At 46.5% G+C, this 13051-nt stretch carries 18 protein-coding genes; 17 read left to right on the forward strand and 1 reads right to left on the reverse strand.

Annotated features, from left to right (window positions below):
- The first annotated feature begins 373 nt into the window (after window positions 1–373).
- The 12 genes from MKY28_RS07205 (at window position 374) to MKY28_RS07260 (ending at window position 8926) form a co-directional block, all read left to right on the forward strand.
- Window positions 374–967: an RNA polymerase sigma factor gene (locus MKY28_RS07205; RefSeq protein ID WP_036607662.1), complete on the forward strand. Its 594-nt coding sequence runs from the start codon at window positions 374–376 to the stop codon at window positions 965–967.
- Entirely contained in the window at window positions 964–1599 is a 636-nt protein-coding gene (locus MKY28_RS07210; RefSeq protein ID WP_100527232.1) for an anti-sigma factor family protein, read from the forward strand. The genes MKY28_RS07205 and MKY28_RS07210 overlap by 4 nt, the downstream gene beginning before the upstream one ends.
- A 43-nt stretch (window positions 1600–1642) precedes the next feature.
- Window positions 1643–2242, forward strand: a complete 600-nt coding sequence (locus MKY28_RS07215) for a histidine phosphatase family protein (protein WP_100527233.1) — start codon at window positions 1643–1645, stop codon at window positions 2240–2242.
- Between the two features lie 234 nt (window positions 2243–2476).
- Complete coding sequence (locus tag MKY28_RS07220; RefSeq protein WP_100527234.1) at window positions 2477–3595, forward strand: hypothetical protein; 1119 nt, start codon at window positions 2477–2479, stop codon at window positions 3593–3595.
- Between the two features lie 44 nt (window positions 3596–3639).
- The gene (locus MKY28_RS07225; protein ID WP_100527235.1) at window positions 3640–4146 is read left to right on the forward strand and encodes a gamma carbonic anhydrase family protein; all 507 of its coding nucleotides are present in this window, start codon (window positions 3640–3642) and stop codon (window positions 4144–4146) included.
- A gap of 23 nt (window positions 4147–4169) precedes the next feature.
- Window positions 4170–4349 carry an IDEAL domain-containing protein gene (locus tag MKY28_RS07230; RefSeq protein WP_017687723.1) on the forward strand — a complete coding sequence of 60 codons (180 nt, stop codon included), beginning with the start codon at window positions 4170–4172 and terminating at the stop codon, window positions 4347–4349.
- 153 nt (window positions 4350–4502) lie between these two features.
- On the forward strand, window positions 4503–4925 hold the full coding sequence (locus MKY28_RS07235; protein WP_100527236.1) for a DUF2487 family protein: 423 nt from the start codon (window positions 4503–4505) through the stop codon (window positions 4923–4925).
- Between the two features lie 192 nt (window positions 4926–5117).
- Window positions 5118–5660 carry a QcrA and Rieske domain-containing protein gene (locus tag MKY28_RS07240; protein WP_017687725.1) on the forward strand — a complete coding sequence of 181 codons (543 nt, stop codon included), beginning with the start codon at window positions 5118–5120 and terminating at the stop codon, window positions 5658–5660.
- 15 nt (window positions 5661–5675) lie between these two features.
- Window positions 5676–6347 carry a menaquinol-cytochrome c reductase cytochrome b subunit gene (gene qcrB / locus MKY28_RS07245; RefSeq protein WP_017687726.1) on the forward strand — a complete coding sequence of 224 codons (672 nt, stop codon included), beginning with the start codon at window positions 5676–5678 and terminating at the stop codon, window positions 6345–6347.
- Between the two features lie 21 nt (window positions 6348–6368).
- Window positions 6369–7253, forward strand: coding sequence for a menaquinol-cytochrome c reductase cytochrome b/c subunit (locus MKY28_RS07250; protein WP_076209928.1), 885 nt, complete (start codon window positions 6369–6371; stop codon window positions 7251–7253).
- Between the two features lie 110 nt (window positions 7254–7363).
- Window positions 7364–7990 (forward strand): DUF1405 domain-containing protein, encoded by a 627-nt coding sequence (locus tag MKY28_RS07255; RefSeq protein ID WP_100527237.1) that lies wholly within the window; start codon window positions 7364–7366, stop codon window positions 7988–7990.
- Between the two features lie 66 nt (window positions 7991–8056).
- Window positions 8057–8926: a sporulation protein YpjB gene (locus MKY28_RS07260; RefSeq protein WP_165789863.1), complete on the forward strand. Its 870-nt coding sequence runs from the start codon at window positions 8057–8059 to the stop codon at window positions 8924–8926.
- A gap of 121 nt (window positions 8927–9047) precedes the next feature.
- Here MKY28_RS07260 and MKY28_RS07265 read toward each other — a convergent pair whose 3' ends face one another.
- Entirely contained in the window at window positions 9048–9917 is an 870-nt protein-coding gene (locus MKY28_RS07265; RefSeq protein ID WP_036607636.1) for a YitT family protein, read from the reverse strand.
- A gap of 171 nt (window positions 9918–10088) precedes the next feature.
- Here MKY28_RS07265 and MKY28_RS07270 point away from each other — a divergent pair, with 171 nt between their 5' ends.
- The 5 genes from MKY28_RS07270 (at window position 10089) to bshB1 (ending at window position 13024) form a co-directional block, all read left to right on the forward strand.
- Window positions 10089–10418: a nucleotide pyrophosphohydrolase gene (locus MKY28_RS07270; protein WP_017687732.1), complete on the forward strand. Its 330-nt coding sequence runs from the start codon at window positions 10089–10091 to the stop codon at window positions 10416–10418.
- Between the two features lie 50 nt (window positions 10419–10468).
- Window positions 10469–10993: a tetratricopeptide repeat protein gene (locus tag MKY28_RS07275; RefSeq protein WP_017687733.1), complete on the forward strand. Its 525-nt coding sequence runs from the start codon at window positions 10469–10471 to the stop codon at window positions 10991–10993.
- Between the two features lie 80 nt (window positions 10994–11073).
- Complete coding sequence (gene dapB, locus MKY28_RS07280; RefSeq protein WP_036607633.1) at window positions 11074–11877, forward strand: 4-hydroxy-tetrahydrodipicolinate reductase; 804 nt, start codon at window positions 11074–11076, stop codon at window positions 11875–11877.
- A gap of 11 nt (window positions 11878–11888) precedes the next feature.
- Window positions 11889–12329, forward strand: coding sequence for a methylglyoxal synthase (gene mgsA / locus MKY28_RS07285; protein ID WP_017687735.1), 441 nt, complete (start codon window positions 11889–11891; stop codon window positions 12327–12329).
- The gene (gene bshB1, locus MKY28_RS07290) at window positions 12326–13024 is read left to right on the forward strand and encodes a bacillithiol biosynthesis deacetylase BshB1 (protein WP_338706437.1); all 699 of its coding nucleotides are present in this window, start codon (window positions 12326–12328) and stop codon (window positions 13022–13024) included. The genes mgsA and bshB1 overlap by 4 nt, the downstream gene beginning before the upstream one ends.
- Window positions 13025–13051 lie beyond the last annotated feature (27 nt).

A 13051-nucleotide genomic window follows, 5' to 3' on the forward strand; every position in this document is an offset into this window, starting at 1 on the left:
CCTTAGATCCAATAAATATCACATTTTTGTAACCTTTTCAGTATATCGTCCGTCTATATAAGCAAGGGTTACCAAAAAGGCTCAAAATGAAGTCATGAACGTGAAAATGACCGCATATGAATGACAGGTCGGGTTTTGTGGATGCCAATGGATTTGCCAGGATGATGCAGACCGTTGTACAATAAATACTGTTAATGTAGAAACGTTGGGGAAATTGCCATTACATAGGGGAATTTGGCGGGAAGGCCAGTTATGGCGCTGAACGCTTTTTATATGCGGTGAGAACCGCAACTTTTTTGTGCCTGTTCGGTAATACATGGATAGAGTCGAACGGGGAGAAGCACATGGATGGGCGAGGAGGGGTCGCACTCAAATGACGGATTCCCAGTTGATTCGAGAGATCAAGGAAGGTAACCTGGAGTTATATTCCGAGCTGATGAGTCGTTATCAGCGTAAAATACTGGCTTTCGTATATCATATGTTGAAAAGTTCCAATATGGAGCTGCTTGCGGAAGATCTCTGTTCTGAGACTTTCTATAAGGCGTTCCGCAGTCTGCACTCTTTCCGTGAGGTGGATGCCTCATTCTCAACCTGGTTATATACCATTGCGAGAAATACGGTACTGAGTGAGCTTCGCAAACAGCGCAGCGGAAATGTCCCACTTGAAGAGAGCGGGATTGTTCCCGTTGCTCCTTCGGAGAATACACCGGAGTATGCTGTACTACGCAGCGAGCGGGTGATGCTGGTTAGGGATGCGATTAACAATTTGCCGGAGAAGCAGCGTTCTGCGATTATACTCCGTGAGTATGATCAACTAGACTACCAAGAGATTGCGAATATTCTTGGGCAGAGCGTCAGTTCTGTGAAATCGCTATTATTCAGAGCAAGATCAAGCGTAAAAACTCAATTGGAACCTTATTTCTTCGAACCGGTGTACGAGCCATATGAAGGGATGAAGAACCGATGAATTGCAATGAAGCCCAGGAACTGTTTGCACTGGTCTGGGACTTGCCGGAAACTCATCCTCAGCGGATTGCATTTCATGCTCATCTCGCTGGTTGTGAAGAGTGCTCCGAGCAGTTTGAGGTCTGGGAAGAAGCTCAGATCTTGCTGCACAGCATTCCGGTTCCAGTGACAGAACAACAAGCAGAGAGAGTGAACCGTAACGTTATGGACCGGATCTACGCGGAGTCTCCATGGTTACTGCCGGAAGAGGTAAAGGTTAATCGTTTCTCTGCTGTGATCCGCAAGCATATGTCTTTGTGGATTGCCGCGTTCCTGGCTATTTTTTTATGCAGCTTTCTGTATATGGTAATGTTTAAGCCAGACGTATCAGAAGCTGAGCAAACCAAAGTTGTTACTACGGGTATCCTGGAGACAGGGGTTGCCGGAAGCGGACCATCGTCCTCTGGAATGTATCAGTACAACATGACTGGAGCGGACAGAGGAAGTATCATAGAGCCTTTTGTTGTGAGCATGGGACCTGCTTATCCGCAGTATTGGATGGCCCTCTCTTTACTTGCAATAGGAATGGCGTTATTTTCTCTTGGACGTATGCATCGAACAACGAATAAACGCAAACAAGGTGCGAGTGCATAGGTAATAACCTTTCGTTCGCCGTGTGGAGAAATGAGGGATGTAAGTGCGAATCGGGCTTATTCGTCACGGTCTTACAGACTGGAATGCGGCGGGCCGTATACAGGGTCAGACGGATATTCCTCTGAATGGAGAAGGTCGTGAACAGGCAGAGCGCCTGGGAAGACGTCTGCTGACGGAAGAATACCAATGGGACTATATCATCACAAGTGGATTATCGCGGGCACAGGAAACAGGGGAGATTATCTCCAAGCTGTTGAATGTACCTTTGCTCAAGCCAGACGCACGGTTGAAAGAAAGGGCTTTTGGTCAGATTGAAGGTCTGACTTCAGAAGAACGGGTTGCCCGTTGGGGCCAATCCTGGGAGACATTGGACTTGGGACAGGAGCAGATAGCGGATATCCAGATTCGTGCACTGGCGTTTCTGGAAGATCTATGGTCTGCCTATTCGGACCAAAACGTACTCATTGTCACTCACGGAGCTTTCTTAGCCAACCTGTTAACAGCTTTGTTTAAAGATCGGTATACAGAACGCATTGGAAACCTGTCACTGACGATCCTGGAAAAGGAACGTGATGACTGGAGTCCACTGTTATATAATTGCACACGACATCTATCTTTGGACACAGCGAAACAACCTGAGTAATCCAACTTGGGTTGTTTTTTTTGCGTTTTATGGGGGAATAAAGACTGTATATGATTTCAAAACTCTCATTTTTCTTCTGATTGACCAACTCGGGGCATAGTATGGTTTAAAACATAAAAGATTTCCAAAAAGAGGTTTAGATTATGGGAATTCCGTCAACGATGTTTACAAAACCAAACTATTTCAGGCTCCGAATCAGCAGTCGAAGTAGTTAACGGGCGAGGCGATGGACCCATGAATCTAGCGGATATGCTTACTTTTGCCGATATTGGCCAGCTTAATCGAATAGCAGACTATTACCAATGTGAATGCAAGCCCAATTCCAAACATGAACTCATCCAGAGTATTCTCACTACATTGGGCAGCAGACCCTTTTTTGAGCAGCAGGTACGTCAACTGAATCAAGCAGATCAGCGCTTTTTGAACAACTTGTTGTTTGATCCTCGCCAGTATTATGGTATGGAAGAACTCATTGCCATAGCCCGTCAATCGATGGACAAAAAGGAGAGTGAGGCTGGCGCAAGTCCACGTGATCTCATCGTTCGCTTCAATAAGAGTGGATGGTTGTTCAATGGGACAACGCAGCAGACCAGGTATTTGTATCAGGTACCCCAGGATCTGAAATTAAGATTCAGGGATGTGTTATCCACACATCTGCGAGCAGGGATTACCAAAACAACGGAGCCACCCATGTATCGGGATGAATATCATCTCTTAGCGGATGATCTCAAGTTGTTCCTGCAGTTTGTCCAGCAGCACGAAATTGCCCTTAACGCTGAAGGCATGATGTACCGTCGCTCTCAACAGCAGATTATGGAGCATCTGCACATTAGTGAGGAATTGGTGGGCAAAGGTGGATGGAGATTCGGATATGGCCGTTCCTTCAAGGATTACCCGGATCGTTTTGCACTTCTCTACGACTATGCATTTCACCATCGGCTGGTTCGTGAGGAGCAAGGCACGCTGAAGTTATCACCAGCTGGAGAAGACAAGCTGGGAGCTGAGAAAACAGCCGAAATGATACAGCTATTTAGGTTTTGGTTAAGATTGTATAAAGGTGCTATTCCCAATCTGTCCTCTATTGTGTATTGGACAGGCGAATGTGCCCAAGAATGGTCAACCGCCGAGTCGCTGTTTCGTCAGATCGGTCCGTTCATTCAGCCGTTTTACTATGATACGGCTGAGGCCATTTATGATAACAGAATTGTTAAAATGATGTTGCATCTTGGCATGATCCGTATTGGAGAACATGAGGAAGGCAGGACTATACAAATGACAGCCTGGGGCACACGTCTTGCTGCATCCTGTCGCTCCATCTCCGGAGACATTACACCTATTTTGTTTGACAAGTGAAGGACAAGTTGCTAAAATCACTCCCAAATTAAGGAGTGATAATAATGATAATTCCATACAAAGGTCTACAACCTCAGTTACACCCTTCGGTATATATGGCTGAAGGTGCAAAACTGATCGGTGATTTGAGAATGGGAGAAGAGTCTTCCGTCTGGTTCAATGCAGTCCTGCGGGCTGATTTGGCTCCTATTATCATTGGAAAGCGCTGTAATATTCAAGATAACGTTGTCGGGCATGTCAATACTGATCAACCTTTGATTGTGGGAGATGATGTCTCAGTAGGACATACAGCGATCATTCATGGTTGTTGTATTGGAACAGGATCATTAATCGGCATGGGAGCCATTCTGCTGAATGGAGCCGATATTGGCGAATATACGCTGATTGGAGCCGGTTCTGTTGTTACTGAGAATAGTAAAATTCCGCCCTATACTCTTGCTTTGGGAACACCTGCCAAAGTGATACGTGAGCTGACTGATGCTGATCTGGAGCGGATGTCCAGAACTTCACTGGGTTATGTTAACAAAGGAAAAGAATATAGGAGCTCTTAAATCCGTTTTGGAGGTGCATCCTATTGGATAAAATGAAAGTTACGTATGAAGTCATGTTGGGGCTGGCAGCTGAGATGGTTTGGGACGAAGCGCTTCGCAAACAGCGCAGCGAGAAGCTCTATTTGGAAATCGATAAAGCGTTAGCTACCGGAGACGAAGTAGCTTTCCGGAGTCTGACGGATGAACTGAGGACCATAAACTGATTAGCAAAATAGTTCCTTTCTGAGATAAAAGGGAATGCGCAGATGCGTGTTTCCTTTTTTTGATATGTGTAATTCCGAAATGAATGTCTGGATTTATAAGATATAGTCATATATAATATGGGAATAAAATGGATAGAGAGGGGATATAGGGAATTGAAATTCAGTGAGATGACTCAAGACAGCTGGGCTGAACTGCAACTCTATCTGGATACATGCCTTATTCCATACACAGCTCTTAGCGGTGAGCAGTCGCCAGTTGAAGCTACCGAGGCGTTGGAGCGGCTGAGAGATTTTCTGGATCTGGTCGAAATTCCTTTCAAAGGGAGAATTATGACTTATCCAGCCTTTCATTATGCTAATTCGGAATTGTCAATGACATTAAATTCCTTGTCCGCACAGCTTAAATCCTCAGGATTCAAATATGTGGTTATTATGTCATCGGATGGTCATTTGGATGGCATGGAAATTCCAGCTGCTGATCTGGTTTTGAGTCGGTCCGTCTTAACTCATGAGGTCGGAGAAGAAGCGATTGCGAGATTTGTAGGGGAAAAGATACGAGAGTTGTGGAAAAAATAGTTTTTAGCGACAAATGTGACAATTTTACAACAATTTTTTAATAACGCTTACAATTGAACCTTAAAAATGTGTGACAAATTCTTGACGGTGTTCTAGGGCTACTATATGATTATGTATGTTCTAGTAAGTCGTGGAATTTATGAAAATGAAAACGTTTGAGAGAGTTGGCTGAAAAAGGGGGTTGGAGACAGTATGAGCAGTGAGCATGACCACCACGAAGCTTCATTGAAATTGCCAAGCCGCATGGAGATGTCACGCAGGCAGTTTTTGACGTACACGCTTGGTGGAGCTACAGCCTACATGGCCGCCGGTGCAATCCTTCCTATGGTCCGTTTTGCGGTGGACCCGATTTTGCAACATAAGGGAGAAGGCACCTCTGTCAAAGTAGCTGAAATCAGCAAAATTACGAATGAGCCTCAAGAATTCACCTTTGAACTTAAACAACAGGATGGTTGGTATCTGAGTAATGCATCGTTAGTGGCGTGGATTCGCAAAGACGAGCAGGGTAAAATTTATGCACTCTCACCTATCTGTAAACATCTGGGATGTACAGTAGGCTGGAATAGTGACAAGCAGTACCCTGACGAGTATCATTGCCCCTGCCATGGCGCGCACTATGACAAGGAAGGGAAGAATCTTGCCGTAGCCCCCAAACCGCTGGATGAGTATGTAGTCAAGGAAGAGCAGGGTTGGGTATATCTGGGCGACATTGTTCCGAACACCCGAGTGAATTAGGAGGCGTGAACGCAGATGTTTAAAAATGTCTATGACTGGATTGACGAGCGTCTTGACATCACGCCAATCTGGCGGGACGTTGCGGATCATGAAGTTCCAGAGCATGTAAATCCGGCTCATCACTTTTCCGCATTCGTGTACTGCTTTGGTGGATTGACGTTCTTTATTACTGTTATTCAGATTCTGTCAGGCATGTTCCTGACCATGTATTATGTACCTGATATTATCAATGCCTACGCAAGTGTGGAGTACCTGCAGACCAAAGTAGCCTTCGGCCAAATTGTTCGCGGCATGCACCACTGGGGAGCCAGTCTGGTTATCGTAATGATGTTCTTACATACGATGCGTGTGTTCTTTACAGGCTCTTACAAGGCACCGCGTGAAATGAACTGGGTTGTCGGCATGCTGATCTTTTTCGTCATGTTGGGCCTGGGGCTGACAGGGTACTTGTTGCCATGGGATAACAAAGCCTATTTTGCAACAAAAGTAACACTGGAGATTGCCAATACGGTTCCTTGGCTGGGACCGATTATTAAAGAATTCCTGCAAGGCGGTACGATTGTTGGTGCACAGACACTAACCCGATTCTTTGCCCTGCACGTATTCTTCCTCCCCGCTGTGCTTCTGGTGCTTCTGGTCGGACACTTTATCATGATCCGCAGACAGGGCATTTCGGGACCACTATAAACTGAGAAGGGAGGAATCGCAATGGCTCACGGACATAAGAAGGATGATGAGGAAAAGGTTATCTTTGTCGGTGATTCACGGGTCCGTAAAGGGGCGGGATTCATTACCCCTCCTGATTACACGGCGTATCCCGGCAAATCAGAAGCCTTTATCCCCAACTTCCTGCTGAAAGAATGGATGGTTGGTGTCGTTGTATTGGTGGGAATTCTGGTTCTCACGATCTCAGAACCTGCACCTTTGGGCTATCCGGCCAATCCGAGCGCATCCGTAATTCCTATGCCGGACTGGTACTTCCTTTTTCTGTATCAGTACTTGAAGTATCCATACGCATCGGGCGATTACGTTCTGCTCGGTGTACTGGGGGTCAGCGGAGTCGCTTTTGGAGCTTTGCTGCTGGCACCATTCCTGGATACAGGCAAGGAGCGGCGTTTCTATAAACGCCCGATTGCTTCATCACTGATGATTTTGTCGGTCATTTCTGTATTTTACCTGACAAATGTAGCGTGGACGCACTACGAGCATGAGTTGGAAGCAAGTGGACAGAAGCCTGAACATATTCAACGTGAAGAAGAAGCGCTGGAGAGGCGTGAACAGGGGCTCCCACCCGTTTCCAATGCACCTGGACAGCAAGAAGAAGTTGCGATCGTGGAACAGGATGATCCTGCAATGGAAACGTACAAAAAGGCTGGATGTATTGGCTGCCATGCGGCTGATATGAAGGGCGCAAGTGGACCTTCACTTCGGGGTGTGGGTGACAAGCACAGCCAGGAAGAGATTCTGACCATTATCAAAGAAGGTTACAATGCAATGCAACCTCAGTACAATAATGCTATTGCTCAAGGTGTCACGGATGAAGAGATCACTCATCTGACCGAATGGCTTGCGAAACAGAAAGCAGAACAGTAAAATCGAAATAACCAATGAAACCTGATCGTTTATGCGGTCAGGTTTTTTGAAGTGTTTTTTTGGACAGCACTGTATCGTGCACAATATTGATGAAGGAAGGGGCAGGGAATGTGGCTTTATCGTATTTCTGGAGTAGGGAATTTCTAACCAATCGTTATTTCCTGTGGCTATTATTTTGGTGTAATGCGGTAGGAACGGTATACGGATACATCTGGTACGGAGAGCAAATGAAATTGACGCTGGCTGAGCAGCCGGTGTGGCAGATCGTATTTGTGCCAGATAGCCCAACAGCGAGTTTGTTTTTTACTTTAGCGTTGTTATGGGTCTTGTACCCACCACGGTCCATCATTATCAAACGGATCGGACATGTGATTCAGGCGCTTGCCGTGGTTACATCTGTGAAATATGGCGTGTGGGCCGTATCCATTATTTTCGCTGGCTGGATGCAAGGCGGTACACAGCACTGGCAAGACTGGATGTTGATTGCTTCGCATAGTGCGATGGCCATAGAAGCTCTAATTTTTGTACGCTTTTTCGGCTTCCGCTGGGCTTCCCTTGTCGTTGCAGGTCTCTGGACGCTGTTGAACGATACGATGGATTATACATATGATATTTACCCTTGGTTACCCGCATCCCTCTATGATCATGTAGATGGTGTGCGTAATTTCACATTCGGACTGACACTGGTAAGCATTCTGTGCGCGTGGCTGGCCTTAAGACAGGCGAAACGAACCTGATATCCGATCTTGAGCTTGTTCTAATGAACTGTCCCCCGCCATACATTGGTGGTGGGAGGGATGTCCATGAAGAGAACGTTTGGGATCAAAACTGGCATACTGGTGGTATCGTTCATGGCTCTAATGCTGTGTACGAACTTAGCATATCGTGTATCCGCGCAAAGTGAAGCATTGAATTCGAATTCAGATCAGCAAGTGTCCACAAGCAATTCAATTGCAAAACTGAATGAGGAAGCAGCCATATTGTATCGGCAGGCGCTCGAGAATAATATTGAAGAAGTGCGCGGAAGCATTCTGCGTATCAGTAAAAGTCTGGAGCATATCTCCTTTGAGGGACAAACAACAGTCGAGGGCATTCACGCCTTGTCCGAAACCATAGTTGAAGTGAAACAAGCCGTTGTGAAGGTGAAAAATGACGATGCTTCTCTTCAGCAGTCCTCTGCCAAACTCAGACTTGCAGCAGATAGTCTCGCGAATCCAACCAAGCCTTTATGGCTTCAGTATTATAAAATCGTGAAAAACGATCTGGATGCTTTATCCGCTGCTACAAATCAAGGGCAAACTGCGGCCGTACTGGCAAACCGCTACACCGTTCTGGAGGAGCATTATGAGACGATTCGTCCTGCCGCACTGATTCGCCGTGAACCGTATGAAATTGCTCAGATAGACGCCTGGTTATCTCATACCAAAGGGCTTACCGCTGCCAAGCAACCTGATCTGGCTCAATTAAAGAGCATGGTTGGCCATGGGGAGGAACTGGTGAACAAGTTGTTTGGTCGCGAGAAGGACGAGAGTGCCTTTGTACCGTTTGTACAGGGTCCTGATCGCAGGGCAGCGGGGCTGCTCATTAGTTCGGTCATTGTGGCGACGTTAAGTTACGCCGGATATCGTAAATATCGTGCACAGCAGCAGGGGATTTTTCCTTTTCGACGTTAATAGAACATGAACTTAATCGTGGTGTATAAGTGGTATATAAAAAAAGACCTCTTTCCGCATGAATAGCCACGTTAACGGCTCTTCATGTAAAAAGAGGTTTTCTTGTAGTTTCTGTGTTATATCAGCTTTCTTTGAAACCTTCGCCATGTACATCGTGAACATCGCTGATGATGACAAAAGCTCTCGGGTCAATGGAACGTACAATGGTCTGCAATCGCCTGAACTCTTGCCTGGAGATCACGCAGTAGGCCATGTGTTTGGCCTGTTTAGAGTACGCGCCAATGGCTGGAATGAGGGTGACGCCACGATCCATATCCCGTGTGATCTGGTCCGCAATCTCGGGTGCATGGTCACTAATGATCATGAATGCCCGGGCAGAATATGCACCTTCCTGAATAAAGTCGATGACTTTGGAGGCGATGAATACAGCTACAAGCGTGTACAGAATTTTTTCTTTGGGGATGTAGATGAGAGAGAGCCCGATAATGACAAAGTCGATGCCCAGTAATACTCGGCCCATGCTCCATCCATACTTGCGGTTCAGAATACGGGCAATGATGTCTGAACCGCCCGTCGTTCCGCCCCAACGGAATACAATGCCAAGGCCGGCTCCAAGGGTGACACCTGCATATAGGGCTGCGAGCAGGAGGTCATTCTCGGTATGTAATGGTTCAATCCAGCCCAGATGAATCAACTTCTCAAACAACCATAGAAAAACGGTCAGTGCCCCGATTCCGATACCCGTATAGATCATCTGTCTGCCGCCCAAAATTTTGAGCCCAATCAGAAAGAGGGGAACATTCAGAATCAAGGTTGTAAGTGAAGGTGAGATGCCAAAAGCGTAATTGATCAGCACCGTAACCCCGGTGAGGCCACCTTCCATAAGCTGGTTGGGGATAATGAAATAGAGGAGCCCAAAGGCATATAAGGCTGTACCCAGTACGATGGGAAGAACCAGTTTAACTTGTATCCAGGTTTTGGCAGTGCTCATAAGATCCCTCGCTGTAGATAAATTAGAATGAAGAAGCAATCATTCCCATCTAGTATACCTGTTTATTGATTCTTTAAAAATGATTTGTCGCTGATGATGGTGGAAGTGAATCTAAATAACTGATATTATTAGGAACAAATACGACATCATTTCAAAGGAGAATCCGTTCTCATGGAGAAAAGCATCGCAGAAATGCAACGTGAGGTTGATCAGTATATCTCCCAGTTCAAGGAGGGGTATTTCAGTCCTCTGGCCATGTTGGCCCGGATGTCTGAAGAGGTTGGGGAGCTCGCCAGGGAAGTGAATCATGAATTCGGCGAGAAGCCGAAGAAATCTTCCGAAGCAGCCAATTCCATTGAACTTGAGCTTGGAGATATTTTATTTATCACGATTTGTTTTGCGAACTCACTGGGAATTGATCTGGCTGAGGCGCACGATAAAGTCATGCATAAATTTAACACCCGCGATGCCAATCGGTGGACTCCCAAAAACACCGATTAGGCGTAGATTACATATGCTGTACCATCACCCGATCGGGGAGGGTCAGCTTAATGATGAAACCGGAAGAATATATGCAGCAGGCTTACCGCTGTATATTGCAAAATGATTTTGAGCAGGCGATTCGTTGGTTCGAGTCAGCCATTCACGCTCATCCAAAACATGCGGAGTTATATTATCGCTGTTCCATTACACACGCCCGTAGCAAACATCTGGTTCCAGCGCTTGAATATGCGCGCAAGTCGGTTGAATTGTCGCCAGGAACAGAAGAGTATATTTTGCATCTGCAGACGTTGGAAGCAAAACAATTGACCTCCAGAGCGAAGTTGCTGTTGGAGCAGGCGGGTATTGCAACACAGGAGCGCTATGTGGAAGCGTCTACGCTTCTGCAAGAAGCGGTCAAACTTGATCCGCTCTCAGTGGAAGCTCATGTTATGCTTGCGCTGGCTTACAGTGATTTGAATGAATTTGACTATGCAATTCAGGCGCTGCGTGAGGCAATTTTGCTGGATCCGCAGAATGGGCAACTGCATCAGATGTTACAGGAAATCAAGCAACGTATGAAATCCATTCAATAAGAATTCATTTTGCAAAGATTTCTTTCGAGTTGAAATGGATTCTACGATATGATCCAACATAGTGAGGAGATGCAGTCAATATGAGTGAAGTAATCAGAGTTGCCGTGATCGGAGCGGCTGGCCGTATGGGCCGTGAAGTTGTGAAATTGGTACTTCAGGACCCGGAATTGGAGCTTGCAGCGGCTGTCAACCGCTCCGGAGCAGGCACGGATGCAGGAACCCTTGTTGGTTTGCCAGAGTGTGGGGTGCTGGTGACTGATGATATCGAAATGGCTTTTGCCGAAACAAAACCTCAGGTTATGGTTGATTTTACAGTACCACAATTCGCGTTTGCACATACTGAGATCGCGATCCGTCATGGAGTCAGACCTGTCATGGGTGTTACCGGCTTCACGCCGGAGCAGATCGAACAGTTGGACAAGCAGTGCCAGGATAAAGGAATTGGAGGGCTTATTGCCCCTAACTTCTCGATTGGTGCCATTTTGATGATGCGATTCGCAGCACAGGCTGCCAAACATATGCCAAATGTGGAGATTATCGAATATCATGGGGATCAGAAGCTGGATGCTCCTTCAGGAACTGCGATCAAAACAGCGGAACTGATTGCTGCCAATCGGGAAGAACTTCGTCAAGGTAATCCGAATGAGGAAGAAACGATTGAAGGATCACGCGGCGGGTATTACAATGGCTTCCGAATTCACAGTGTACGATTGCCTGGTGTATTCGCGCAGCAGGAAGTTGTTTTCGGAGATTATGGACAGTCACTCAAAATTCGGCATGACTCCTACGAGCGCGCAGGTTATATGCCTGGTGTTAAGATTGGTGTGCAAAAGGTTATGGAGTATACAGGAATGATCTACGGATTTGACCACTTTATCGACTAAAGGAGATTGTCATGTTGAAAATAGCATTTATCGCCCATGATCGTAAAAAAGAAGAGATGGTTAACTTCGTGACGGCATATGAGCCTGTGTTTACGGACCATCAATTATATTCTACAGGAACAACAGGCCTTCGTATTATGGAAGGGACGTCTCTGAAGATTCATCGATTCGAATCAGGCCCACTGGGCGGAGATCAACAGATTGGAGCTTTGGTTGCGCAAAATGAGATGGATCTGATTATTTTCCTGCGCGATCCACTGATGGCACAACCTCACGAGCCGGATATTAATGCGTTGCTGCGTCTTTGTGATGTGCAGGGTATTCCACTTGCCACCAATATTGCAACTGCTGAGATTCTGGTTAAAGCTCTGGATCGTGGCGATTTTGCCTGGAGAGAGCTGGTACATAAGTACAAGCCGGAGGCTGGATTGAATTCGGGTGATTCCGAATGAGTCTGGATATTCTCATCTTTGGAGCACATGCAGACGACGCGGAGATTGGTATGGGTGGAACGATTGCCAAACATACCGCTGCCGGCTTGAAAGTAGGCGTGTGTGATCTGACTCGTGCTGAGATGTCTTCCAACGGAACAGTAGAGCGCAGAACCGAGGAAGCGGAGCAAGCCTCCCGCGTCCTCGGTCTTTCGTGTCGAACGAATCTGGGGCTTCCTGATCGTGGCTTATATCTTACGCCTGAACATGTACAGGCGGTGACGGCTGAGATACGGCGTCATGCCCCTCGGATGGTGTTTGCTCCGTATTGGGAAGATCGTCATCCGGATCATGTCAATTGCAGTAAGCTTGTGCAGGAGGCTGTATTTAACGCCAAGCTTCGCAACTACTTGCCGGACATGCCTGCCGTGCAGGTGAAGGAACTTTATTTTTACTTTATTAATGACATCGGGCCTACGGATTTGATTGTTGATATTACGGAACACTATGAGCAAAAAGAAGCATCATTGCTCTCTTATCGTTCCCAATTCGAACTGGGAGACGGAGCGGTCTCAACGCCATTGAATCAAGGGTATATTGATCGTGTAAGAGCCCGCGATTCCTTGCTCGGACAACGCAGTCTCATCCCGTTTGCAGAAGGTTTTGCTACAATTACACCTTACGTGGTTCATCAATTTGGCCCGGGTGCCCAATAAGCGATTTCACATTTTACGTTTAATGAA

This window comes from Paenibacillus sp. FSL R5-0473 (assembly GCF_038004565.1).
Taxonomy (GTDB): Bacteria; Bacillota; Bacilli; order Paenibacillales; family Paenibacillaceae; genus Paenibacillus; species Paenibacillus amylolyticus.

Excerpts from the sequence above, each read along its gene's own strand:
- MKY28_RS07205 (WP_036607662.1), top strand. The coding sequence starts at position 374 with ATGACGGATTCCCAGTTGATTCGAGAGATCAAGGAAGGTAACCTGGAG.
- MKY28_RS07210 (WP_100527232.1), top strand. The coding sequence starts at position 964 with ATGAATTGCAATGAAGCCCAGGAACTGTTTGCACTGGTCTGGGACTTG.
- MKY28_RS07220 (WP_100527234.1), top strand. The coding sequence starts at position 2,477 with ATGAATCTAGCGGATATGCTTACTTTTGCCGATATTGGCCAGCTTAAT.
- MKY28_RS07225 (WP_100527235.1), top strand. The coding sequence starts at position 3,640 with ATGATAATTCCATACAAAGGTCTACAACCTCAGTTACACCCTTCGGTA.
- MKY28_RS07240 (WP_017687725.1), top strand. The coding sequence starts at position 5,118 with ATGAGCAGTGAGCATGACCACCACGAAGCTTCATTGAAATTGCCAAGC.
- qcrB (WP_017687726.1), top strand. The coding sequence starts at position 5,676 with ATGTTTAAAAATGTCTATGACTGGATTGACGAGCGTCTTGACATCACG.
- MKY28_RS07250 (WP_076209928.1), top strand. The coding sequence starts at position 6,369 with ATGGCTCACGGACATAAGAAGGATGATGAGGAAAAGGTTATCTTTGTC.
- MKY28_RS07260 (WP_165789863.1), top strand. The coding sequence starts at position 8,057 with ATGAAGAGAACGTTTGGGATCAAAACTGGCATACTGGTGGTATCGTTC.
- MKY28_RS07265 (WP_036607636.1), bottom strand. The coding sequence starts at position 9,917 with ATGAGCACTGCCAAAACCTGGATACAAGTTAAACTGGTTCTTCCCATC.
- MKY28_RS07270 (WP_017687732.1), top strand. The coding sequence starts at position 10,089 with ATGGAGAAAAGCATCGCAGAAATGCAACGTGAGGTTGATCAGTATATC.
- MKY28_RS07275 (WP_017687733.1), top strand. The coding sequence starts at position 10,469 with ATGATGAAACCGGAAGAATATATGCAGCAGGCTTACCGCTGTATATTG.
- dapB (WP_036607633.1), top strand. The coding sequence starts at position 11,074 with ATGAGTGAAGTAATCAGAGTTGCCGTGATCGGAGCGGCTGGCCGTATG.
- mgsA (WP_017687735.1), top strand. The coding sequence starts at position 11,889 with ATGTTGAAAATAGCATTTATCGCCCATGATCGTAAAAAAGAAGAGATG.
- bshB1 (WP_338706437.1), top strand. The coding sequence starts at position 12,326 with ATGAGTCTGGATATTCTCATCTTTGGAGCACATGCAGACGACGCGGAG.